The 24,232-nt window shown below is 67.8% G+C and carries 18 protein-coding genes; 10 read left to right on the top strand and 8 right to left on the bottom strand.

Annotated elements, in window-relative coordinates; genetic code table 11:
- Positions 1-373: 373 nt before the first annotated feature.
- From trxA to ACVCL9_RS15165, 3 genes are all read left to right on the top strand, one after another.
- Positions 374-700 carry a thioredoxin TrxA gene (gene trxA / locus ACVCL9_RS15175; protein ID WP_008438536.1) on the top strand — a complete coding sequence of 109 codons (327 nt, stop codon included), beginning with the start codon at positions 374-376 and terminating at the stop codon, positions 698-700.
- Between the two features lie 244 nt (positions 701-944).
- On the top strand, positions 945-2,675 hold the full coding sequence (rho, locus tag ACVCL9_RS15170; RefSeq protein ID WP_447099495.1) for a transcription termination factor Rho: 1,731 nt from the start codon (positions 945-947) through the stop codon (positions 2,673-2,675).
- Positions 2,676-2,937: 262 nt separating this feature from the next.
- Complete coding sequence (locus tag ACVCL9_RS15165; protein WP_395121035.1) at positions 2,938-4,305, top strand: glutamate--cysteine ligase; 1,368 nt, start codon at positions 2,938-2,940, stop codon at positions 4,303-4,305.
- A 12-nt stretch (positions 4,306-4,317) separates the two neighbouring features.
- Here ACVCL9_RS15165 and ACVCL9_RS15160 read toward each other — a convergent pair whose 3' ends face one another.
- Positions 4,318-5,310 (bottom strand): cupin-like domain-containing protein, encoded by a 993-nt coding sequence (locus ACVCL9_RS15160; protein WP_447097495.1) that lies wholly within the window; start codon positions 5,308-5,310, stop codon positions 4,318-4,320.
- A 102-nt stretch (positions 5,311-5,412) separates the two neighbouring features.
- Between ACVCL9_RS15160 and ACVCL9_RS15155 the strand changes: the two genes are divergently transcribed.
- Positions 5,413-6,648: a multifunctional CCA addition/repair protein gene (locus ACVCL9_RS15155; RefSeq protein ID WP_447097496.1), complete on the top strand. Its 1,236-nt coding sequence runs from the start codon at positions 5,413-5,415 to the stop codon at positions 6,646-6,648.
- 59 nt (positions 6,649-6,707) lie between these two features.
- The gene (locus tag ACVCL9_RS15150; protein WP_447097497.1) at positions 6,708-8,933 is read left to right on the top strand and encodes an LTA synthase family protein; all 2,226 of its coding nucleotides are present in this window, start codon (positions 6,708-6,710) and stop codon (positions 8,931-8,933) included.
- A 1-nt stretch (position 8,934) separates the two neighbouring features.
- Here the strand turns inward: ACVCL9_RS15150 and ACVCL9_RS15145 are convergent, their stop codons facing one another.
- Entirely contained in the window at positions 8,935-10,122 is a 1,188-nt protein-coding gene (locus ACVCL9_RS15145) for a class I SAM-dependent methyltransferase (RefSeq protein WP_447097498.1), read from the bottom strand.
- Positions 10,123-10,235: 113 nt separating this feature from the next.
- Positions 10,236-12,413: a TonB-dependent receptor gene (locus ACVCL9_RS15140; protein ID WP_447097499.1), complete on the bottom strand. Its 2,178-nt coding sequence runs from the start codon at positions 12,411-12,413 to the stop codon at positions 10,236-10,238.
- A gap of 171 nt (positions 12,414-12,584) precedes the next feature.
- Between ACVCL9_RS15140 and ACVCL9_RS15135 the strand changes: the two genes are divergently transcribed.
- Positions 12,585-13,268 carry a hypothetical protein gene (locus tag ACVCL9_RS15135; RefSeq protein ID WP_395121029.1) on the top strand — a complete coding sequence of 228 codons (684 nt, stop codon included), beginning with the start codon at positions 12,585-12,587 and terminating at the stop codon, positions 13,266-13,268.
- A 54-nt stretch (positions 13,269-13,322) separates the two neighbouring features.
- Entirely contained in the window at positions 13,323-14,069 is a 747-nt protein-coding gene (locus ACVCL9_RS15130; RefSeq protein ID WP_447097500.1) for a pteridine reductase, read from the top strand.
- Positions 14,070-14,173: 104 nt separating this feature from the next.
- On the opposite strand, the gene ACVCL9_RS15125 is transcribed toward ACVCL9_RS15130, so the two are convergent.
- From ACVCL9_RS15125 to folB, 4 genes are all read right to left on the bottom strand, one after another.
- Positions 14,174-15,034, bottom strand: a complete 861-nt coding sequence (locus tag ACVCL9_RS15125; protein WP_447097501.1) for a DUF6159 family protein — start codon at positions 15,032-15,034, stop codon at positions 14,174-14,176.
- A gap of 159 nt (positions 15,035-15,193) precedes the next feature.
- Positions 15,194-15,682 carry a 2-amino-4-hydroxy-6-hydroxymethyldihydropteridine diphosphokinase gene (folK, locus tag ACVCL9_RS15120; RefSeq protein ID WP_447097502.1) on the bottom strand — a complete coding sequence of 163 codons (489 nt, stop codon included), beginning with the start codon at positions 15,680-15,682 and terminating at the stop codon, positions 15,194-15,196.
- Between the two features lie 4 nt (positions 15,683-15,686).
- Positions 15,687-16,943: a mechanosensitive ion channel family protein gene (locus tag ACVCL9_RS15115; RefSeq protein WP_447099587.1), complete on the bottom strand. Its 1,257-nt coding sequence runs from the start codon at positions 16,941-16,943 to the stop codon at positions 15,687-15,689.
- A 147-nt stretch (positions 16,944-17,090) separates the two neighbouring features.
- Positions 17,091-17,450: a dihydroneopterin aldolase gene (gene folB, locus ACVCL9_RS15110; RefSeq protein ID WP_395121318.1), complete on the bottom strand. Its 360-nt coding sequence runs from the start codon at positions 17,448-17,450 to the stop codon at positions 17,091-17,093.
- 123 nt (positions 17,451-17,573) lie between these two features.
- Between folB and dbpA the strand changes: the two genes are divergently transcribed.
- Complete coding sequence (gene dbpA, locus ACVCL9_RS15105; RefSeq protein WP_447097503.1) at positions 17,574-18,953, top strand: ATP-dependent RNA helicase DbpA; 1,380 nt, start codon at positions 17,574-17,576, stop codon at positions 18,951-18,953.
- Between the two features lie 16 nt (positions 18,954-18,969).
- On the top strand, positions 18,970-19,737 hold the full coding sequence (locus tag ACVCL9_RS15100; protein WP_447097504.1) for a glutaminyl-peptide cyclotransferase: 768 nt from the start codon (positions 18,970-18,972) through the stop codon (positions 19,735-19,737).
- Between the two features lie 12 nt (positions 19,738-19,749).
- On the opposite strand, the gene ACVCL9_RS15095 is transcribed toward ACVCL9_RS15100, so the two are convergent.
- Positions 19,750-20,985 carry a TIGR03862 family flavoprotein gene (locus ACVCL9_RS15095; protein WP_447097505.1) on the bottom strand — a complete coding sequence of 412 codons (1,236 nt, stop codon included), beginning with the start codon at positions 20,983-20,985 and terminating at the stop codon, positions 19,750-19,752.
- Positions 20,986-21,684: 699 nt separating this feature from the next.
- Between ACVCL9_RS15095 and ACVCL9_RS15090 the strand changes: the two genes are divergently transcribed.
- Positions 21,685-24,219 carry a pre-peptidase C-terminal domain-containing protein gene (locus ACVCL9_RS15090; RefSeq protein ID WP_447097506.1) on the top strand — a complete coding sequence of 845 codons (2,535 nt, stop codon included), beginning with the start codon at positions 21,685-21,687 and terminating at the stop codon, positions 24,217-24,219.
- The last annotated feature ends 13 nt before the right edge of the window (positions 24,220-24,232 follow it).

The following is a 24,232-nucleotide window of genomic DNA, read 5'->3' as shown; positions in this document are numbered from 1 at the left end:
GGGAACCTTGCCTTGGGGCGGCGTAATGCGCTGCACCCGCTTTGGCGGCCGAAAACCGGCGCGAAACGGTGCAGGACGGGTGCGCGTGGCGCAGTGAAGCGTGCAATCCCGGGGGTCGGCAAGGTCGCGCCGCGGCGTGCGACGCCGGTTTTGACGGCGGCCCGAAAGCGGCCTGCAAGGGCCGCTCTTGAATCGTGCCCGGGGTTGCGCTGGAATGGACGCTGGCCGTGCCGGCCCGCCTCCCTCTCAGCTCAACCCATGCTTCATGGGCGCCCGAGTGTAGCCGATGACGCCACTCCTTGTATTGTGGCGCTGGCCACCCCATTGTTCCCTGCCTGCAGTTTTTGCGTACCCCAAGCCACGGAGATCCCCGGTGAGCGACCTGATTACCCATGTTAACGACGACGCCTTCGAACAGCAGGTGCTCAAATCCGAAACCCCCGTGCTGCTGGATTTCTGGGCCGAATGGTGCGGCCCGTGCAAGGCCATCGCGCCGATGCTGGACGAGCTGGCCCAGCAGTACGAAGGCAAGCTGCGCGTGGTCAAGGTCAACATCGACCAGAACCAGCAGACCCCGCGAGCCTATGGCGTGCGCGGCATCCCGACCCTGATGGTGTTCAAGAACGGCAAGGTCGAGGCGACCCAGATCGGCGCCGTCAGCAAGGGCCAGCTGACCCAGATGATCGACAAGGCCATCTGACTTTCCCGCAAGCCACCCGTCCGTCGCAGCCTGTCCGGCATGGTCCGGCAGGCCTGCGCCGCTTTACGCCGCCCCACGACGGGTGCTAGATTGATCTGCGTCCGTCGGGACAGTCCTGTCCCCTTGCGCCTCCGCGCGACGCACACCCTCCCTCCTGCAACTCAACGGCGCCCCGCGAGGATTGCCCGTGTCCGATACCGATAACCAGATTCCGCCCGAAACCCGGGGCGCCGATGCCAGCACCGTGACCGAAGGCAAGCCCGAGCCCCGCGCCCGCGCGCCGCGCCGGGTCGCCGCGAAATCCGCCGCGACCACCGACGACGGCGGCACCAGCGCCAAGGCAGGCGCAGCCGACAAGGCGCCCGCCAGCGAACAGCCCGCGCCCGCCGCACCGGCTCCAACTCCGGCACCCGTCCCGGCCGCCACGGAAGCCGGGGCCGCAACGGGCAACAACACCCCGGCGAACACGGAATCCGGCGCCGCCAACCCCCATGCCAACCAGAACCAGGGCCAGAACCAGAACCAGGGCCAGGGTTCCAACCAGGGCCAGAACGGCCCCCGTGAAGGTCGCGACGGTCGCGGCCGGCGCCGCCGCAACGAGCGCGGCGAGCGCAACAACCAGCAGCGGCCGCAGGGCGAGCGCCACCCGCGCCCGAACCCGAACGGCCTGCCGATGGACGACGACAACGCCGATCCGGGCAGCGACACCCGCCTGATCAACCTCACCGAGCTCAAGCGCATGAAGGCGCCGCAGCTGCTGGAGTTCGCCGAATCGCTGGGCCTGCACGAAGGCATTGCCCGCGCGCGCAAGCAGGACGTGATCTTCAACGTGCTCAAGGCGCACGCCCGCTCCGGCGGCGGCATCTGGGCCGAGGGCGTGCTGGAAATCCTGCAGGACGGCTTCGGCTTCATGCGCTCGGCCGACGAGAGCTACCTGGCCGGCCCCGACGACATCTACGTCAGCCCCAGCCAGATCCGTCGCTTCAACCTGCGCACCGGCGACTACATCACCGGCCGCGTACGGCATCCGAAGGAAGGCGAGCGCTACTTCGCCATGCTGCGGGTGGAGACGATCAACGGCGACCCGCCGGAAGCATCGAAGAACAAGATGCTGTTCGAGAACCTCACCCCGCTGTTCCCGCGCAAGGCGTTCAAGCTGGAGCGCGGCAACGGGTCGAGCGAGGACATCACCGGCCGCATCCTCGACCTGATCGCGCCGATCGGCAAGGGCCAGCGCGGCCTGATCGTGTCGCAGCCCAAGTCCGGCAAGACGATGATGTTGCAGAACGTCGCCCAGGCGATCACCTACAACCATCCCGAAGCGCACGTGATGATCCTGCTGGTCGACGAACGGCCGGAGGAAGTCACCGAGATCGCCCGCACCGTGCGCGCCGAAGTCATCAGCTCCACCTTCGACGAGCCGGCCGTGCGCCACGTGCAGGTCGCCGAGATGGTGATCGAGCGCGCCAAGCGCCTGGTCGAGCACAAGAAGGATGTGGTGATCCTGCTCGACTCGATCACCCGCCTCGCCCGCGCCTACAACACCGTGGTGCCCAGCTCCGGCAAGGTGCTCACCGGCGGCGTGGACGCCAACGCGCTGCAGCGCCCGAAGCGATTCTTCGGCGCCGCGCGCAACGTCGAGGAAGGCGGTTCGCTGACCATCATCGCCACCGCGCTGATCGAAACCGGCTCCAAGATGGACGAGGTGATCTACGAGGAGTTCAAGGGCACCGGCAACATGGAAGTACACCTGAGCCGGCGCATCTCCGAGAAGCGCGTCTACCCCGCGATCGACATCAACCGCTCCGGCACCCGCCGCGAAGACCTGCTGATCGACCCGGACCTGCTGGCCAAGATCTGGATCCTGCGCAAACTGCTGCACCCGATGGACGAGCTGGCCGCGATGGAGTTCATGCTCGACAAGATGAAGAACACCAAGTCCAACGACGAGTTCTTCAATTCGATGAAGCGGTGAAAGAGCCGGGAATCGGGAATGGGGAATAGGGAATAGGGAATAGAAAAGCGTCGCGACGGGGCCGGCTTCATGCCGGCCCTGTTGTTTTCCGGTCCCCGGATTCTTCCACCGGACAAACATGCCGGCCAGGCGACGCTCCTCCGATTCCCTATTCCCGATTCCCGGCTCATCTGTACCGTCGCGTACAATTATTTTCCGTCACCCCCTTTTGTGCTCGCGCCGCAGCCCCAACATGGTGCGCACTCCCAGCGAGGCTTCCCCCGTGTCCATACCCAGCGCCGTCAAGAGCACCCCGATCGCGGGGCGCCAGCAGCTCGCCGATTACCTGGCGGCTGGCGAGAAGCCACGCGAGGCCTGGCGCATCGGCACCGAGCACGAGAAGTTCGGTTTCCTCACCGACACGCTGCGTCCGCCCACCTTCGAGGGCGAGCGCGGCATCAAGGTGCTGCTGGAGACCCTGGCCATCCGCTATGGCTGGGACGTCGCCCGCGAAGGCGAGAACCCGGTGGCGCTGTCGCGCAACGGTGCCTCCATCACGCTGGAGCCGGCCGGGCAACTGGAATTGTCCGGCGCCATGCTGGAGACCATCCACCAGACCTGCGCCGAGGTGAACTCGCACCTGAAGGACGTGCGCTCGGTCGCCGAGAGCATGGGCGTGGGTTTCCTCGGCATGGGCTTCCAGCCGAAGTGGCGCCGCGACGAGATGCCATGGATGCCCAAGGGCCGCTACAAGATCATGCGCGAGTACATGCCCAAGGTCGGCTCGCTCGGCTTGGACATGATGACGCGCACCTGCACGGTGCAGGTGAACCTGGACTTCTCGTCCGAAGCGGACATGGTGAAGAAGTTCCGCACCAGCCTCGCGCTGCAGCCGATCGCCACCGCGCTGTTCGCCGACTCGCCGTTCACCGAGGGACGTCCAAACGGCTATCTGTCGTATCGCTCGCACATCTGGACCGATACCGATGCGGATCGCACCGGCATGCTCGACTTCGTGTTCGCCGACGGCTTCGGCTACGAGCGCTACGTCGACTACATCCTCGGCGTGCCGATGTACTTCAGCCTGCAGAACGGCCAGTACCTCGACCTGGCGGGGCAGGACTTCAGGAAGTTCATGGCCGGCGAACTGCCCGCGCTGCCGGGCGTGCGCGCCACCATGAAGGACTTCGCGGACCACCTCACCACCGCCTTCCCCGAGGTGCGCCTGAAGCAGTACCTGGAGATGCGCGGCGCCGACGGCGGCCCGTGGAACCGGCTGTGCGCGCTGCCCGCGTTCTGGGTCGGCCTGCTGTACGACCAGCAGGCGCTGGACGCAGCCTGGGACCTGGTCAAGGATTTCAGCACCGCCGAGCGCCACGCCCTGCGCGACGGCGTACCGAAGCACGCGCTGAAACTGCCGTTCCGTGGCGGCACGGTGCGTGACCTCGCCGAGGAGGCGCTGAAGATCGCCGCCCACGGGCTCAAGCGCCGCGCTTGCCTCAACAAGAACGGTGCCGACGAAAGCATCTTCCTGGAACCGCTGCTCGAGATCGTCGCCACCAACCAGACCCCGGCCGAGCGCAAACTTGAACTGTTCCACGGCGCGTGGGGCGGCAGCGTGGACCCGGTGTTCCGCGAGTTCGCGTACTGAGCGCCGCGGCGTTCACGCCCGTCCGTCGCCCCTGCCCCGGATCAGGCCGCGTCCACGCCGGAACAGACGCAAGCCCGCTGCCTTGCAGCGATCGAGCGCGCGGGAGCGGCCGACCGGCAGAGGTCGCCAGCCAAGTCGACGCAGTTTCGCATTGAAGACGTGGGCAGCCGTGCAGACGTCCGAACGACGCGTGCGGTAGGTGACGGCCAAGGACACCGACAGGTCCCGTCCGGTGTACACGCGGTGCGGGGCGATGAACGGATGATGCACGCCCATGCCTGGGCCGAGGTCGAACGTGCTCGCCTTGTTCTCGAGCGCATCCCGGAACGTCGGTCGCTCGCCGACGTGGGCGAGCAGCAGATCCTTCTGCGCGTCGGTCATCACCTCCTCGTCGGCCGGATTCCACAGCTGCACGCGCTTGGTACCGCGGATCTGGCACAGGAAGTTCATCTCCCGGTCCATGTGATAGGGCGTGACGGCGTCGCGCGTGGAAATGAAGATGTAGGTCGAATACCAGGTCATTTCCGGATCGAGGGACGCGGTGTCCGCGGCGATTTCGGCCAGCACGCCTTCGATGACCACCCGGTATTCCGGGTCCAGCTCGGGGTTGTAGATGACGACGTAGGCACGCTCTTCTTCGAATCGATCGATCGCGTCTTCGAGACTCAGGCCCGCCTTGTACCGATCGAACGAACTGTCGAAGTGTGCGTCGTCGGGAATCTCGCCGATCCGGTAGCGGATCTTCCGGGAATCCATGCGCCGGCACAGGTCGAACAGGCGAGGCAGCGCGAAGTGTTCGTTGCCGGCCAAGGCATGGGCGAACACAAACGGCTGCCGATTGTAGTGCCGTGCCAGTTGCGCGGGATCGAGCTCGAGCATGCGCGGCCCGGCTTGACGACCTCGGGCGAGCAGTTCGGCGTAATGACGGGAGGAAATGAAGCTGCCCAGCATGATGCCCCCCTTGTTGCGGCCATTCATGGCGGCGGCGCGGTCAAGCGCGGACAAGAAGGACTCACGGTCCGTACCATGTCGCCGAGCGCATGTTCCACCCCTCGTCTGCGACGGTCAACGCACGGCGTAACGCTTCCCGCATGGCATCATGCCCGCATGCAAACCTATCTGGTCGGCGGCGCGGTGCGCGACAAGTTGCTGGGGCGGGCGGCGGGTGACCGCGACTACGTGGTGGTCGGCGCGCTGCCCGAGGACCTGCTGGCGCGCGGCTATCGACCGGTGGGCAGGGATTTCCCGGTGTTCCTGCACCCGGAGACGGGCGAGGAGTACGCGCTGGCGCGCACCGAGCGCAAGAGCGGGCGCGGCTATCACGGTTTCGTGTTCCAGGCCGACGCGAACGTGACGCTGGAGCAGGATCTGGCGCGGCGCGACCTGACCATCAACGCGATCGCCGAGGATGCGCAAGGCGTGCTGACCGATCCGTTCGGCGGCGTGCGCGACATCGCCGTACGGGTGCTGCGGCATGTGTCGCCGGCCTTCGCCGAAGATCCGGTGCGCGTGTTGCGCACGGCACGCTTCGCGGCGCGCTTCGCCCCGCTGGGTTTCACGGTGGCGCCGGAGACGATGACGCTGATGCAGCAGATGGTGCGCGATGGCGAGATCGATCACCTGGTGCCGGAGCGGGTCTGGGCGGAGACGCGCAAGGCACTGGGCGAGGCGCAGCCCTCGGCGTTCCTGCGCGTGCTGCGCGAGTGCGGCGCACTGGCGGTGCTGTTTCCCGAGGTCGACGCGCTGTACGGCGTGCCGCAGCGCGCCGAGTTCCACCCGGAGATCGACAGCGGCGTTCACCTGGAACTGGTGCTGGACCAGTCGGCACAACTGGCGCCGGGCGACGACCTGGTCGCCTTCTGCGCGCTGACTCATGACCTGGGCAAGGCGCTGACCCCGGCGCACGAACTGCCGCGCCACGTCGGCCACGAGCAGCGCGGCGTGAAGCCGCTGCGCGCGCTGGCCGCACGGCTGAAGGTACCCACCGAACATGCCGCGCTGGCCGAGCTGGTTTGCCGCGAGCACCTGAACGCCCACCGGGCGTTCGAGCTGAAGCCCGCGACGGTGTTGAAGTTGCTGACCGCGCTCGACGCCCTGCGGCGCCCGGCACGGCTGGACAAGTTCCTGGCTGCCTGCATGGCGGACAAGCGCGGTCGCACGGGACATGCGCTGGATGCGTATCCGCAGGCCGACTACCTGCGCGCCTGCCGCGATGCCGCCGCGGCGATCGACGCGGCCGGCTTCGTCGCCGCCGGCCTGACCGGCCCGGCGATCGGGCAGGCGATGGCGGCGGCACGCATCGACGCGATCGCCGCGGTGAAGACAAAGCATCCGAAAAGCTGATCCGCGGTATAAAGAGCGGATTGCCGATCGGGGGATCGGCCAACCCGCTGGAGTCGTCCGTGTCCGACCTGTTCACCGCGCCCTCACCGCTGCGCCAGCGCTTCCGACCGCTGTGGTGGTTGGGCATCACCTACCTGGCGATCAGCTTCGTCACCCGCGTGGTGCTGCTGGTGATGTCCGGCAGCAACGTGCCGCATACCCCGCTGAACCTGCTTTACGCGTTCGGCGTGGGGCTGGGCTACGACCTGGTGACCTTCATCTACCTGGCCTGGCCGATGGTGCTGCTGCTGTGGCTGGTGCCGACCCGCTCGGGCCGCACGCCGCCGCTGCTGCGCTGGCTGTTGTACGCGGTGGGGGTGACGCTGGCCGGCGTGCTGTGCGTCGGCGCCTTGCACCTGATCTACCACGCCAGCCTCAAGGTGACCTGGCCGGCGATCCTGCCGTTCCTGTTCGTGCTGCCGCTGGCGGGGTTCACCTACACCTCGCGCGCCGGCCAGTGGGTGGTGTACGGCTTCGGGCTGCTGCTGGTCTACGCCCTGTTGTTCATCGCTGCATCCGAACTGGTGTTCTGGAACGAATTCAGCGTGCGCTTCAACTTCATCGCGGTGGATTATCTGGTCTACACCACCGAGGTGATCGGCAACATCCGGGAGTCCTACCCGATCTGGCGCTGGCTGGCGCTGCTGGTGGTGCTGGCGCTGGTGATCTTCTTCATCGGCCGCCGCGGCCTGCGCGCGCGCGACAGCGGCAGCCGGCTGTGGCAGCGCGGCAAGCTGGTGCTGCTGTGGCTGGTGCTGACGGTGGTCTCGGTGTTCGCCGTCAACGGCGGCATGAAGGATCGCACTGGAAACACCTATGTCGACGAGCTGGCCGGCAACGGCATCTACCAGTTCTTCGCCGCGTTCCGCTCCTCGCACCTGGACTACGCCAAGTTCTACCGCACGCTGCCCGACGACCAGGCCTATGCGCGACTGCGCGAACTGCTGCAGACGCCGGACGCCACCTTCATCAGCGACGACCCGCGCGACCTCACCCGCGCAATCCGCCACGTCGGCCCGGAGAAGCATCTCAACGTGGTGCTGATCAGCGTGGAGAGCCTGTCCGGCGACTACCTGGCCACGTTCGGCAACCAGCAGCAGCTCACCCCGTATCTCGATTCGCTGGTCGATCACAGCGTGTTCTTCGACAACCTCTACGCCAACGGCACGCGCACGGTGCGCGGGCTGGAGGCACTGGCCTTGTCGGTGCCGCCGACACCGGGCGACTCGCTGATCCGCGAGCACGACAACGAGGACCTGTTCTCGCTGGCGGGCATCTTCAATGACCGCGGCTACCAGTCGGACTTCGTCTACGGCGGTTACGGCCAGTTCGACAACATGAACTACTTCTTCGGCCACAACGGCTATCGCGACGTGGACCGGCGCGACATCCCCAAGGGCGCCACCATCCACGGCCAGAACGTGTGGGGCGTGGCAGACGAGGATCTGTACACCCTGGCGCTGGGCCAGATGGACCAGATCCACGCCGAGGGCAAGCCGTTCTTCCTGCACGTGATGACCACCTCCAACCACCGGCCGTACACCTTCCCCGACAACCGGGTGAAGTTTCCCAACCAATCGCGCGCCGGCGCGGTGGCGTACACCGACTGGGCGATCGGCGACTTCATCAGGCGCGCGCGGGCTAAGCCGTACTTCGACAACACGGTGTTCGTGATCACCGCCGACCACTGCGCCTCCAGCGCGGGCAAGACCAGCCTGCCGATCAACCGCTACCACATCCCGCTGTGGATCTACGCGCCGGCGCACTTCAAGCCCGAACGCGTGCACCGGCTGATGGGCCAGCTGGACATCCCGCCGACGCTGCTGGGCATGCTCAATTTCAGCTATCGCACGCGCTTCTTCGGCCACGACCTGTTCGCGCTGCCGCCGGAACGCGAACACGCCTTCCCCGGCACCTACGAAAAGCTCGGCTACCTGCAAGACGACGTGCTCACCATCCTGGAGCCGCGGCGCCGGCTGGAGCAGCTCAAGCCCGACTACGCCACCGGCGACGCCACGCCGGTGCAGCCACTGCGGCAATCGCTGATCGACGACGCAGTGGCGTATTACCAAGTGGCCAGCGAGCAGTTCGCCAGCGGCGCGATGCGGCGGCGGCCGGAGGATTCGACGAAGGTGGAGCCATTGCCGGCGCCGGCCGCGTCCGTTCCCGCGCCAGCTGCATCGGCGCCGGCGGCGGCCACGTCGACGGCCACTGCGCCGCCGACCGCCGGATCCGTCGCGGGCTAGCTCAGAGCCGGCCGCCCTGATCGGCGGCCAGCAGCTCGGCCGGCAGCGGCAGCGCCTCCATGCCGCGCGCGAGCAGCATCGCCTGGAAGCGCTCGCCCATCTGTTCGGGCAGCATCAGCTTCTTCACCTGCTGCGCCAGCTGGAGGCGGCCGCGTTCGTCCGCCGGCTGCAGCTGCTCGAACACCTGCTGCAAGCCCGCGCCAATCAGGAATTGCGCCTGCGGCATGTACGCGGCCACGCCGAAACCCGCGCTGTTGCCGGCCTCGGCCAGCGCGGTGAAATCCACCGATGCGGTGAGGTCGTTCAAGCCGGGCAGGTACAGCGGATCGTTGTGCGCGTGGTGGCGGTAGTGCGCCATCAAGGTGCCGTCGTCGCGCTCGGCCAGGTAGTACTCGCGGCGCACGTAGCCGTAATCGACGAACAGCATCACGCCGGCGACCAGCGCCCCGGCCACGGCCTGTATCCAGTACGGCAACTGCGGCAGCAGTTCGGAGCGGTAGCCGTCGGCGAACTCGGCGCCGAGGTCGCGTTCGACGTGCCGCACCGCGCCGGCGACCAGCGCATCGGCCGGACGATCGACGCGCATCAATCGCCCCTCGCCGTCCAGCGCCACATATTCCTCGAACACCTCGCCATCGCGCATCGCGAAACGGGTGGCCGGCAGCGCGTCGATCACCTCGTTGGCGAACAGCACGCCGCGCCAGTCCTGCTCGGGCGGGCGATCCAGCCATGCCACGCGCGCGTTGAGTTCCGCCGGCAGGTTTGCCTGCAGGCGTTCGCGCTGGCGCTCGCGCAGGTCGGCGCTGGGTTCCAGGATCAAGTATCGCCGCGGCAAGGTGTCGCCCGCTGCCAGCGTCTTCAACGCCGCCTCGGCGAACGCACCGCTGCCGCCACCGAGTTCGAGGAAGTCGGCCTCCCCGCCCAGCATCGCCAGCACCGGCTGCAACGCATTCACCACGCAACGTGCGAACAGCTCGCCCAGTTCCGGCGCCGTGACGAAGTCTCCCGCCGCGCCGAACTTGGTGCGACCGGCGCTGTAATAGCCCAGCCCCGGCGCATACAGGCAACGCTCCATGTACTGCGAGAACGGCATCGGCCCGTGCGAGGCGATCTGCTCGCGCAGCAATTGCATCAGGCGGTCGGCATGGGCGCGTTCGTCGGCGCCGGGTTCGGGGAGGCGGGAAGGCATCGGTCTTGCCGGTGATGAAAACGCGGCAAGCATAACGGATGGTCTGCAACCGCCAGCCCGCCTCCGCTTTTGCCGTTCCGATTCACTGTTCCCCATTCCCTGTTCCCCGCCCCTCAGAAATCCTTCTGCAGATTCAGGTACACGCCGCGGCGCGGGCCGAACTGCGGTGCGCCGACACCGATGCCGCTGCCGTCGCGCAGCTCGTAGGTGCGATCCAGCGCGTTGATCAGCGCCAGCTGCACATGCAACGGGCCGAAGTCGTCGATCATGAAATCATGCGTGACGTTGAGGTTGAGCTGGAAGTATGCCGGCAACGAGGCGCCGTTCGGCACCGCGCCGTCCTTGCGCAGGCCGCTGCCGTACAGGTAGTTGGCACCGAGGCGGGTGGCGTCATCCAGCGCGTAGCTGACGCCGCCGGACGAGGTGAGTTTCTGGTCGTGGTCGAGGAAGATCCAATGCTGGTTGACCCAGGCCAGGTCGTCCGGCGCGAAGTTGTACTGGCTGCTGATGATGCGTTTGCCGATGGCCTTGCCGAGCGACGCATTGAAGTATGCCGACAGCGGCCCCTGCTCGTAGTTGGCGGTGAACTCCACGCCCTTCACCCGTCCTTCGGCGTAGTTGAAGGTGGAGTAGACCAGCGCGGAGCCGAACTGGCCCTCGTCCTGCAGGCGCCGCACCTTGCGGTAATACGCATCCACGCCCAGCGTCCAGGCATCGCCGAGGCGTTGCTGGACGCCCACGTCGAAATAGTCCGAACGCTCGGCCAGCGGCGTGTTGTTGCCGCTGTCCGCCACCGCGTTGGTGGTGCCGTCGAACTTCGCGATGTTGAAGCTCGCGATCATCTCGGTCGCCGGCGGGGTGAAGTAGCGCGAGTAGCCGGCGTGCACGGTGGTGCCGTCGCTGGCCTGCCAGACCAGGCCCAGGCGCGGGCTCAGCTGGCTCTCGCTGCGCACCAGTTGGTAGCGGTCGCCGCGCAGGCCGACGTTCAGCGTCCAGTTCTCGGCGAGGCTCCATTCGTCCTGCACATAGGCCGACCAGGTTTTCGCGGTGAGGCGGCTGTTGTCGAGAATGTTGATCGGCGTGGTGCTGGCCTGTTCGCCATCGGCATTGGCCGGGAACACCCAGGCATCGTTGCCGCTGACGGCACGCTCGAAGCTGCCCCAGATGCCGTAGCGCAGGGTATGGCGCCCACCCAGCGGCGTGGAGAAATCCGCCTGCAAGGTACTGGCGCGGTTGCTGCGGGTGACATTGGAGGCGACGCCGTTGAACATCAGCTCGCCGATCCGGTCCGGCGTGTAGGCGAGGCGGCTGTAACGCTGGCCCAGCGACAGCTGGTAGTCGGTCGCACCCAGCCTGCCCTGCAGTGCCAGCACGCCGAAACGGGTGGTCTCGCGCTGGCGCTGGTCGAGGTCGGCGGAATTGAAATCGACCGTGTCGAGATAGCCGAAGGCCGGTATCTGCCCCGGGTTGTTGGGAATCTGGTAGCGGTTGTTGGCGACGCCGAACAGCAAGCTCAGGCGGGTGTCGTTGTCGATCAGATAGCTGACGTCGCCGAAGCCCTTCACCTGATCGGTGTGGTCGTGGATCGGCTTCCTGCTCGACGTGGGGTTCTCGATCCCGGCGTCGCTCTCCAGGTAGTTGCCGGTGAAAAACCAGCTCCAGCGATCCTTGCTGCCCCACACCGACGCGTTCGGGTTCAGCGTGGCGTTGCTGCCGCCGGTGATGCCGACGCTGCCGCCGTTGCCCAGGTCGTGGCCGTTGCGGGTGGTGATGTCGACCACCGCCGCGGTGCGCAGTCCGTACTGCGCCGGCAGCGCGCCATCGAGCAGCGTCACGGTGTCGATCATGTGCGCGTCGAGGCTCTGGCCGAAGCCGCCGATCGACTCGGGGATGATCACGCCGTTGATGCGGTACTGCAGGTTCGCATGGTCGCCGCGCACGTGCAGGCCGCCGTAGGAATCCTGCACCACGCCCGGCGCCTGCAGCAGCACCTGGCTCATCGGCGTGGACGCGCCCAGCGGCAGTTGCACGATGGCCTTGTGGTCGATCACGTACTGGCTGGAGCCGGTATCCGGCGACAGCGCATTGCGCGCCTGGTCCAGCGCGGCGGAAACCGACACTTCACCCAGTTCCCGCACCGGCAGCGGGGGCTGGCCGCCGCTGCCTTCGGCGGCCACGGTGGCGTCGTCGGCGACCGGCGCGCCGGTGCTGGTCGGGGTGGGCTCGGCGGCGTGGATACCGCTCGCCAGCAGGGCGGCAGCGAGGGCCAGGGCAATCGGGGAGGCTTTCATCGAAGACCGGAGGTGGGGAGTTTTTGTAATGTTATAACATTCCTGTATCTGCAGAAGAGGCGCCCGGGCCGAAAGTCACGCCGGTCACAGCACGGTTGGCCCGCGCTTCACGCGCGACCTCTAGACTGCGAAGGCGCGGGGCGCGTCCGGCGTCCGCCATCGGAGCCACGCATGACCCCACCCGGCAAGCAGGTACCCGCCGTCGTCGTGCCGACCGCCCACGGCCGGATCACCGGCGCGATCCTGGATTTCGTCAGCGAGGTGCCCGACAGCACCGTCGGCAACAGTCCGCAACCAGCCACCGAGGCCCGCCGGCTGGCCGACCGCGCCGCCCGACGCGCCGCAGTCACCGCCGGCTCGCTGGCCTTGCCGCCGGGGCCGCTGGGCTGGCTGACCCTGCTGCCGGAACTGATCGCGATCTGGAAGATCCAGGCGCAGATGGTCAGCGACATCGCCGCCGCCTACGGTCGCCACGCCACGCTGGGGCGCGAACAGATGCTGTGGTGCCTGTTCCGCCACACCGCGGCGCAGGCATTCCGCGACCTGGTGGTGCGCATGGGCGATCGACTGGTGTTCCGGCGCATGTCGCACGGCGTGATCGAGCGCATCGCCCGGCAGATCGGCATCAAGCTGACCCGGCGCACGCTGGGCAAGGGCGCCTCGCGCTGGCTGCCGGCGATCGGCGCGCTCGGCGTGGGCGCCTACGCGTACTACGACACCCGGCAGGTGGCCGGCACCGCGATCGCGCTGTTCGAAAGCGACATCGTGATGGAGCAGCTCGACGGGGATGCGCGCGACGATGAAGACCCGCGCGACGATGCCGCCACGCTGTCGCGCAAATCGCCGCGCGGATGACGCCCGCGCCGCTTTGCGGCAAGCTGGTCCCCAACCTGCTGCCGGATGCCCGCGATGACGCCACGCCCTGATCGCCCCGTCGCGCTGATCACCGGCGCCGCGCGCCGCGTCGGCGCGGTGATCGCGCGCACCCTGCACACGGCCGGCTACGACCTGGCGCTGCACTATCGCCATTCGGCGGACGAGGCACACGCGCTGGCCGACGAGCTGCGGACATCACGCGCCGACAGCGTGCTGCTGGTGCAGGCCGACCTCGCCGACCTGGCCGCGCTCCCGGCATCCGTCGAGAGCGTCGTGGCGCATTACGGCCGACTCGACGCGCTGGTCAACAACGCCTCCGCGTTCTTTCCGACGCCGATGGGCAGCGTCACGCCGGCGCAGTGGAACACGCTGTTCGCCTCCAATGCGCAGGCGCCGTTCTTCCTGAGCCAGGCCGCGCTGCCGGCGCTGCGCGACGCGCACGGCAGCATCGTCAACCTGGTCGACATCTATGCCGAACGCCCGCTCGCCGACCACCCGCTGTACTGCATGGCCAAGGCTGCACTGGCGGCAATGACCCGCTCGCTGGCGCTCGACCTCGCGCCCGCGGTGCGGGTCAACGGCGTGGCCCCAGGCGCGGTGATGTGGCCCAGCGACGGCAAGCCCTACGCCGACCAGCAGGCGATGCTCGCGCGCACGCCCCTGCAGCGCGCCGGCACGCCCGACGACGTGGCCGGCACCGTGCTGTGGCTGCTGCGCGACGCGCCGTTCGTCACCGGCCAGATCATCCGGGTGGACGGCGGGCGCACGCTGTCGGTGTAGGAACCGCGGGCGATACTTTTCCGACCCTGGAATCCCGAATCCCGATCAAAAGCATCGCCCGCGAGCGGGCTTCTGCGAGGTGCCGGCGGAGTGAATCGGCAGCGTCATTTCTTCTTCGGCGCGAAGGCCTGCTGCAACAGGGCCTGGTCGAAGCCCGCGCTGGCCTCGCCCGCCTCGGCATAGCGATAGAGCGCGGCCGCGTAGATGCCCTGCAGCGCGGACTGGATCAGCCCGAGCAGGATGAAGCCGAGCACCACAATCACCACTGCCGCCACCGCCGCCACGATCGAATGCATGGCGATGGCGCCGCCGACCAGCAGCGCGCCGACCAGCACCGCCACCAACATCAGCAGGCCGAACACCACGCCGATGCCGCCTTGGCCGATCAGGTTCTCGCCCCAGCTGCGCTTGAGCAGTTCCACGCTGTGCTTGACCGCGTCGATCGGGCCGATGTCCCTGCTCGCCAGCACCGGCACCACCAGGAAGGTGGCCACCGTCCAGGCCAGGCCGATCAGGCCGACCACGAAGCGGCCGATCAGGCCCAGGCGCTCCTGCACCATGCGCAGGAGCAGGCCGACGGTGGCGGCGATCAAGGCATAGCCGAGGATCTGCGGCAACCTGGCGCGCGCCAGCGCGAAGCCCGCTCCCACGCTGGTCGGCTCGCCGCGCAGATGCATCAGCGCCACGCCGGTCAGCGCGGTCTGGAAGAAGATGATCACGAAGTACTGCACCAGGTAGAACGCGAACATCAGCAGGTAGGCACCCACCGACAGGCGCTCCTGGATCTCCTGCCCCGCATGCTCGCCGCCGATCGCCATGACCGCGACCGGCACCAGGAAACTGGCCGCCACCAGCAGCGTGCACAACCCCGACAGCAGCGGGAATACCAGCAGCGACTTGTCCGAGCGCAGCACCGCCGCGCTCGCCTTCATCAACGCCCAGCTGCGCGCGAATTTTCCGGCCATGATTGTTTCCCCTTCGTGTCTGGATCCGACTTGTCTTGCAGGGCACGCACCGTCCGCCGCTGTTGCCGTCACCGGGAAAAAAGCCGGCGGGCCGTGCCCGCCCTGCGCCGGTGATGCGCCCCGCCAGCACCCACACCGCGTGCGCTGCAGTGTACCTGTTCAATCCGCCAGCGATTCCATCTGCAAGGGTTCGCGCTGTCGCGGAAACGCCGCCCACAACTCGGCCATGCTCAAGCCGCTGACCGGGTGGCGAAAATCCGGTGCGATATCGGTGATCGGACGCAGCACGAAGGCGTGCCGCAACTCGTTGCGCGGAATCTGCAGATGGCCGGGGCCGTCGATGACCAGCGCGTCGTAGAACACGATGTCGATGTCCAGCGTGCGGTCCGAATAGCGCGGCACGTCGCGGCGCCGGCCGTGGCGATCTTCCAGCGCGTGCAGCCAGTCGTTCAGCGCCTGCGGGGTCAGGTCGGTATCCAGCGCCACCGCGAGGTTCACGAACTCGGCGCCCTCGAAACCCACCGACGCGCTGCGGTACGCCGGCGACACCGTGATTTCGCCGAAGCGTTCGCGCAAGGCGTCGATGGCCGCGACGAGATGTTTCCGCGGTTCGAGGTTGGACCCCAGACTCAGGTAGACACGCACCATCGTCTCAACCACCCGCCGCCAGGCGTAGCGACTGTTCCTGCCGGTACGCCAGCGCGGCGCGCACGTCCTGCCCCGACGGCTGCTGGTACAGCGCCAGGCCGAACTCGGGCAGGAGCGCAAACAGGTGGTCGAAGATATCGCTCTGGGTGTTCTCGTAGTCCGCCCAGGCCACGCTGGCGGTGAAGCAATACAGCTCCAGCGGAATGCCCTGCGGGCCGCTGGCGAGCTGGCGCACCAGGCAGAACAGCCCGTGGTGGATTTCCGGATGAGTGTCGAGGTAGGCCTGCGCATAGGCGCGGAAGGTGCCCAGGTTGGTGAGCCGGCGACGATTGCCGGCCACTTCGCCGGCCTCGCCGAGTGCTGCGTTCCACCGCGCCACTTCCTGCTGCCTGGAGGGCAGGTAGTCGGCCAGCAGGCGCAACTCGGCCAGCCGCCCCAGCGTGTCCGCATCGAGAAAGCGCACGCTGGCCGCATCGATATAAAGCGCACGCTTGATCCGCCGCCCGCCCGTCTCCTGCATGCCGCGCCAGTTCTTGTACGAGTCGCTGATCAGGCGCCAGCTGGGGATGCTGGTGATGGTCTTGTCCCAGTTGCGCACCTTGACCGTGTGCAGCGCTATGTCGATCACGTCGCCATCGGCATTGAGCTGCGGCATCTCGATCCAGTCGCCGACCCGCAGCATGTCGTTCGACGACAACTGCACGCCGGCCACGAAGCCCAGGATGGTGTCCTTGAAGATCAGCATCAGCACCGCCGACATCGCGCCCAGCCCGGACAGCAGCAGGCCAATGTGCTTGCCGGTGACCGCCGCGATGATGATCAATCCGGCAACGACGAACAGGCCGAGCTTCACCAGTTGCACCAGGCCCTTGATCGATCGCTGCTGCCCGCGCGGGGTCTCCCGGTAGAGATCCTCCAGCGCCGACAGCGCGGCACTGATCGCCATCACCACGAAGAACACCAGCAACGCCGTCATCAGGTTGCCGACCAGCACCTCGATACGAGGCGATACGCCCGGCACCAGCATGATGCCGTACTGGATCGCCAGTGCCGGCACCATCCGCGCCAGCCACTGGAAGGTGTGGCGCCGGAACAGGGCGTCATCCCATTTCCAGGTCGTGCGCCGGGCGATGCCGCGCACCACGCGCAGCAGCAGTCGCTGCGCCAGTTGACCGGCAAGCCAGGCCAGCGCCAGCAGCGCGATGACGCCCAGCGCGGTGCGCATCCAGGGAAGGTCGAGAAAGTTCTGCAAGGTCTGCATCAATTCGTTCCTGTCGGCTCGGAGCCCGCGCCATGGTCAGCGGGCAGGACGGGGCGGCATGGACCGCGGAAGGCACGTGGCCAATCCTGACAAGCATGGCGGCCAGGCGGCACCGCAACAACCCCGGCGGGCCTTTCGACGCAGGCGCTATGGCGACCGCGTGCCGCGCTCGATGCACACACCCACCGCCTTCGCGCCGCGCACCGCACCGGGCTTGGACAGTTTCAAGCGCACCCAACGCACGCCGAACTCCTCGCGGATGATCGCCGCGCAGCGCTCGGCCAGCGTCTCGACCAGGCCGAAGCTCGATGCGCCGACGTAACCGATCAGCCGCTTGGACACGTCCTTGTAGTTGAGCGTCAGGGCAATGTCGTCGCTGGCCGCGGGCACCGTGTTGTCGAAAGCCATCTCGATGTCGAACGACAGCGTCTGCCGCACGCGGCGCTCCCAGTCGTAGATGCCGATGACGGCGTCGATGCGCAGGTCTTCGATGAACACGGTATCCATGGCGGTGACTGCTGTGGCGGGGCCGTACAGGGTCGGGTACGCGGCTTGCGGATGCAAGCCCGGGCGGCGTGCCCCACGGCACACGCCCAGCGAACCCCCCGCCCAAGATGCGATCATGCGCCCATGACCGCCTTCAGCACCCTCCCGCTCAAACCCGCCCTGCTCGCCAGCGTCGACGCGCTTGGCTACACCGACATGACCCCGGTGCAGGCGCAGAGCCTGCCGCCGATGCTCGAAGGTTGCGACGTGATCGCGCAGGCGCAGACCGGCAGCGGCAAGACGGCGGCATTCGGCTTGAGCCTGCTGCAGGCACTGGACGTGGACACGATCCGGCTGCAGGCGCTGGTGCTCTGCCCCACCCGCGAACTGGCCGACCAGGTCAGCAAGGCGATCCGCAAGCTGGCCGCGAACATCCCCAACGTGAAGCTGCTGACCCTGTGCGGCGGCATGCCGCTGGGTCCGCAACTCGCCTCGCTGACGCACGACCCGCACATCGTGGTGGGCACGCCTGGCCGCGTGCAGGAACACCTGAAGCGGCAGAGCCTGCACGGCGGCGGCATCAAGGTGCTGGTGCTGGACGAGGCCGACCGCATGCTCGACATGGGTTTTGCCGAGGCGATCGACGACATCATCTCGCGCATCGCGAAACACCATCAGACCCTGCTGTTTTCGGCCACGTACCCGGGCGAGATCCGCGCGGTGAGCCAGCGCGTGCAGAACGATCCGGTTGAAGTGACGGTGGATGCGCCAGCCGACGCGAGGCCCGCGATCGAGCAGCGCTTCCACGAAGTGGAGCCGGCGCAGAAGCCCGATGCGCTGGCGCAGTTGCTGGCGGGCGAGCGGGGCGGGCAGGCACTGGTGTTCTGCAACATGCGCCGCGACGTCGACGCGGTGGCGCAGGAACTCGACCGCCGCGGCTACTCCGCGCTGGCCCTGCACGGCGACATGGAACAGCGCGACCGCGACGAGGTGCTGGTGCGCTTCGCCAACCACAGCTGCGCCGTGCTGGTGGCCACCGACGTGGCTGCGCGCGGGCTGGACATCGTGGCGCTGCCGCTGGTGGTCAGCTACGACGTCGCGCACGACCCGGAAACCCATACCCATCGCATCGGTCGCACCGGCCGCGCGGGCGAATCGGGCCTGGCGATCACCTTGTGCACGCCGCGCGAGCGGCCGAAGGCGGCGAACATCGAGGCGCTGAACGGGACGCCGCTGCCGTGGCGCCCGCTGAAGATCGCGCCGCCACGCGGCAAGGCCCTGCACCTGGCGCCGATGAAGACCCTGGTGATCGACGCCGGCCGCCAGGACAAGCTGCGCCCCGGCGACATCCTGGGCGCGCTCACCGGCGACGCGGGCCTCATCGCCGGGGACATCGGCAAGATCGACGTGTTCGCCACCCGCGCCTACGTGGCGATCAGCCGCGCGCTGGCCAACAAGGCGCTGGAGCGCCTGCGCGCCGGCAAGATCAAGGGCCGCAACTTCCGCGTGCGCGCGCTGAACTGACCCCACGGAGGCCCGCATGCGACGCCTGCTCACCCTGCTTGCCCTGCTGCTTGCCACTACCGCCTGCGGTGCGGCGATCCCGACCTATGGCTACCGCGTGGTGCGTGCCTATCCGCACGACACCTCGGCCTACACCGAGGGGCTGTTCTACAAGGACGGCTTTCTGTACGAGAGCACCGGCGAGAAAGGTGCCTCAAGCGTGCGCAAGGTGCAGCTGGAAACCGGCAAGGTGCTGCAGCGACTGGACTTGCCCGCGCAGTATTTCGGCGAAGGCATCGTCGCGTGGAACGGCGAGCTGATCCAGCTTACCTGGCAGGCCGGGACCGGTTTCGTCTACGGCCTGGACGACTTCAAGCTGCGCCGCAGCTTCAGCTATCCCGGCGAAGGCTGGGCGCTGACCCGCGACGAGCGCCGCATCTACATGAGCGACGGGTCGTCGGTGCTGCGCATCCTCGACCCGGCCACGCTGGCCCGCGTGGGCAGCATCACCGTCACCGCCGACGGCGCGCCGGTGACCAACCTCAATGAGCTGGAATGGGTGGACGGCGAGATCTACGCCAACATCTGGCTGACCAACCGCATCGCGCGCATCGATCCGGCCAGCGGCCATGTCGTCGGCTGGATCGACCTGACCGGCCTGTTCGACGTGAACAGCTTGCCGGTGCCGATGAACGACGTACTCAACGGCATCGCCTGGGACGCACGCGGCAAGCGCCTGTTCGTCACCGGCAAGCACTGGCCGAAGCTGTTCGAGATCGAGTTGGTGATACAGCCCGCGCGTTGAGCCGGCGGGATCTCAGCGGCCCAGCCAGCGCGCGGCAGCGCGGCCGGCGAGCAGGCCGCCGGCGAAGCAGGCGGTGAGCAGATAGCCGCCGGTGGGTGCCTCCCAGTCCAGCATTTCGCCGGCGCAGAACGTGCCCGGGCGGGCGCGCAGCATCAGGCCGGCATCGAGCGCTTCGAGCCGCACGCCGCCGGCGGTGCTGATCGCCTCGGCGATCGGCCGCGGCCCGCGCAACCGCAACGGCAAGGCCTTCAGCTGCGCGGCCAGCGCGAGCGGATCGGCCAGCGTGGCCTTGTCGGCAAGCTCGAACACCAGCGCGCACTTCGCCGCGTCCAGCCCGGCGCGGCGGCGCAGCCAGTCGCCGATGCTGTGCTTGCCGCGCGGTGCGGCGAGGCGTTCGGCCAGCACCGCCTGCGCGTAGCCCGGCACCAGGTCCAGCATCAAGCCGGCCTCGCCGCGCGCGGCGATCTGCTCGCGCAGCTCGGCGCCGATCGCGTAGACCAGGCTGCCCTCGATGCCGTATTCGCTGAGCACGAATTCGCCCTGACGCGAACGGGCCGTGCCGTCGCGGTCCACCCAGTGCGCCACCACCGGTTTCAGCGGAGCGCCGGCGAAGCGACTGCACAGGTGGTCGCTCCAGTCGAGCTCGAAACCGCAGTTCGCGCTCTGCAGCGGCGCGATGTCGATGCCGGCGCGTTGCAGCGGTGCCACCCAGCCGCCGTCGGAGCCCAGTTGCGGCCAGCTGGCGCCACCGAGCGCGAGGATCGTCGCGCCGGCGTGGATCATCCGCTCACCTTGCGGCGTGGCGAAACGCAGCGCGCCATCCGCCTGCCAGCCGAGCCAGCGATGATGCATGTGGAAACCCACGCCCGCGTCGCGCACGCGGCGAACCCAGCGACGCAGCAGCGGCGCCGCCTTCAGATCCTGCGGAAACACGCGACCGGAACTGCCGACGAAGGTCTCCACGCCAAGCTCGGCCGCCCACGCGCGCAATGCCGGCGCATCGAACACGGCCAGCCAGCGGCCGACCTCCGCCTGGCGCGCGCCATAGCGGGCCACGAACCGATCCGGCGCCTCGCCGTGGGTGAGGTTGAGGCCGCCCTTGCCGGCCAGGAGAAACTTGCGCCCGACCGAGCCCATCGCGTCGTACAGGTCCACCTCGACGCCCGCGGCGCGCGCGGTCTCCGCCGCCATCAGGCCGGCGGGGCCACCGCCGATGACGGCGAGTCGGGGCGTTGCGGGGATAGACATCCGGCCATGGTCGCACGCGTCACCAAACGACGCATGCCGACCCGCCGGTGCAGTCTGAATCGAAACTGACCGCGGCATGCTGTTCGGGGTCGCAGGGCGCACTTCCGGGCAACACTCCATTCGGCAAGTTCTTTCGCCGCGCGGCGCTGCGGAAAACGTAATTTCATTCGACAATGCGATTATGTTCGCGGGCCACGTGAAATCGCTGAATAATCCAGGAAGGGAGACCTTGCCTGATGGAATCCTTCATCACCAGCGCTGCCGCCCATGCCTTTCATGGCGCCGTTTCAGCCGGGCTCCCGAGCAAGCGGACGCAGCGCAACATACCGCAAATAATTACGCCATCCGGGACCGCCCGATGACGCTCGAACCGTTGTGACGAAAATCACTGCGAGCCGGAAAAAGTCCTATTGACCGGATTAATCGCAGCGCCATACCGTCGTGCGGTTCGCCAACGGGGAGTTTGGCGAATGATCCTGTCAAGCAGCCATGCAATGACGCATGGCCTGCAGTCAATGGCATGCGACATGCCCGCAGCTGGCCCTCAAGGACTCACCAGGGGAGGGCCGACCGAAGCGGGTACGGGATCGTCGGTCCGCTTCAAAAAATCACGGATGCCGTGCACGCGCGGCAAATCAACCAATGAGGCGCGGGCAGTCTCAGGGCAGCGCTTTGCCTCAAAAAACTTCGGGAGTCACCATGCCAAGTCATCATCGTCTCAAGTTGCTGGCCGCCGCGATCAGTTTCGCGGCAGCCGGTGCGCTGGGCGCCACGCCAGCCAGCATCACCAGCGGCACCACTTTCGTCGCGCTGAACCAGCACGCCACCGTGCTGCGTCAGGGCGACGTGGTCAGCGGCCCGCTGTCCAGCGCACAGCCGATGCACATCGAGGTGGCGCTGAAACTGCGCAACCCGGCCCAGCTGCACAGCTTCATCGCCACCGCCAAGAGCTCGCCGCTGTCGATGGTGCAGCGCTCGATGACGACGCCGCAGTTCGTCACCAGCTATTCGCCCACCGCCACGCAGGCGAACAGAGTGGCGGCCTGGCTGCGCGCAGCCGGCTTCACCAACGTGCAGATCTCGCCAAACCGGATGCTGGTGTCGGCCGATGGCCGCGCCGATACCGCCGGCGCCGCGTTCAAGACCACGTTTGCCCAGGTGCGCACCAAGGATGGCCGCATGGCGTACATGCACAACGACGACGTGCACATCCCTGCCTCGCTGCAGGACGTGGTGCTGTCGGTGATCGGCTTGCAGAGCGTGCACCAGGCGCACACCTTCGCCAAGCCGATGCAATCGGGTTACACCACGCAGGCAGTGACCGGCCACAACCCGGTCGAGTTTGCCTCGATCTACGGCGGCAGCGGCGTGACCACGGCGGCCGGCGTGCCGGTGGGCATCGTCACCCAGGGCAAGATCACCCAGACGATTACCGACCTCAACACGTTCACCTCGCAGAACGGCCTGCCGACGGTGACCACGCAGACGGTCAACACCAACGGCACCAGCAGCGACACCAGCGGCCTGGGCGAGTGGAGCCTGGACAGCCAGGACATCGTCGGCATGGCCGGCGGCCATGTCGGCAGCCTGATCTTCTACAACATCCCCACGCTGTCCAACAGCAACCTGACGGCGGACTTCAACACCATCGTCAACGCCAACGCGACCAAGATCATCAACGTCTCGCTGGGTGAGTGCGAAACCAGCGCGCAGAGCGACGGCTCGGCCGCGGCGCAGGACCAGATCTTCCAGCAGGCCGTGGCGCAGGGGCAGACCTTCTCGATCTCCACCGGCGACTCCGGCGCGGACGAGTGCGGCGACGGCGGCGTCACGCCGAGCTGGCCGGCCGCCTCGCAATACGTGGTGGCGGTGGGCGGCACCACGCTGAACGCATCGACCACCACCTGGAACAGCGCCACCGTGTGGACCAGCGGCGGCGGCAGCTCCAGCACCTTCGAGCCGCAGCCGAGCTGGCAGAACGGCGTGGCCCCGGGCAGCACGCGCGGCCTGCCGGACATCGCCTACGATGCCGACCCGAACTCGGGCGCGAAGATCATCGTCAGCGGCGCCACCCAGCAGTACGGCGGCACCAGCCTGTCGGCACCGCTGTTTGCCGGCGCGTGGGCGCGGATCATCGCGATCAAGGGTTCCGGCGTCGGCTTTGCCGCACCGCTGCTGTACCAGCTGCCCGCGTCCGACTTCCACGACATCACCTCGGGCAACAACGGCGGCGAGACGGCGAGCGCCGGCTATGACCTGGCCACCGGTCGCGGCGAACTGATCATCAGCGGCGCGGCCAGCGACATCGGCGGCAGTTCGCCGCCGGCCAACGTGCCGCCGGTCGCCAACTTCAGCGATTCGATCAGCGGCCTGACCGTGAACTTCACCGACAGCTCCACCGACAGCGACGGCTCGATCGCCTCGCGCTCGTGGAACTTCGGCGACGGCGCCACCTCCACCGCGACCAACCCCAGCCACACCTATGCGGCGGCCGGCACCTACAGCGTGTCGCTGACGGTGACCGACAACGACGGCGCGACCAACACCAAGACGCAATCGGTGACGGTCAGCTCCAGCGGCGGTGGCGGCAACCAGTTGCAGAACGGCGTGGCGCTCACCGGCCAGTCCGGCGCCCAGGGTGCCCAGCTGTTCTACACCGTGGTGATCCCGGCCGGCGCCAGCAACCTGGTGATCTCCGAGTCCGGCGGCACCGGCGACGCGGACCTGTACACGAAGTTCGGTTCCGCCCCGACCCTGTCCAGCTACGACTGCCGGCCGTATCTCACCGGCAACAACGAGAGCTGCACCGTGGCCTCGCCGCAAGCGGGCACCTACTACGTGATGTTGAATGGCTACCAGGCGTTCTCGGGCGTCAGCGTCAAGGCGACCTGGAGCACCGGCAGCGGCGGTGGCGGTGGCGGCAACGTGCTGCAGAACGGCGTGCCGGTATCCGGCCTGAGCGCGAGCACGGGCAACGCCGTGTACTACACGATGGTGGTGCCGAGCGGGGCCAGCAACCTCAACATCAAGATCGCCGGCGGCACCGGCGACGCCGACCTGTACGTCAAGCTCGGTTCCACGCCGACTACCAGCAGCTACGACTGCCGCCCCTACATTTCGGGCAACAGCGAGAGCTGCACTGCGTCGGCACCGACCCCGGGCACCTACTACATCATGGTGCGCGCCTACCGCAGCTACAGCGGCGTCACGCTGACCGGCAGCTACACGCCGTAAGCGGTCAACGGCA

It is taken from the genome of Rhodanobacter sp. UC4438_H5 (assembly GCF_052978405.1).
This window is presented reverse-complemented; position numbering and strand designations above follow the sequence as displayed.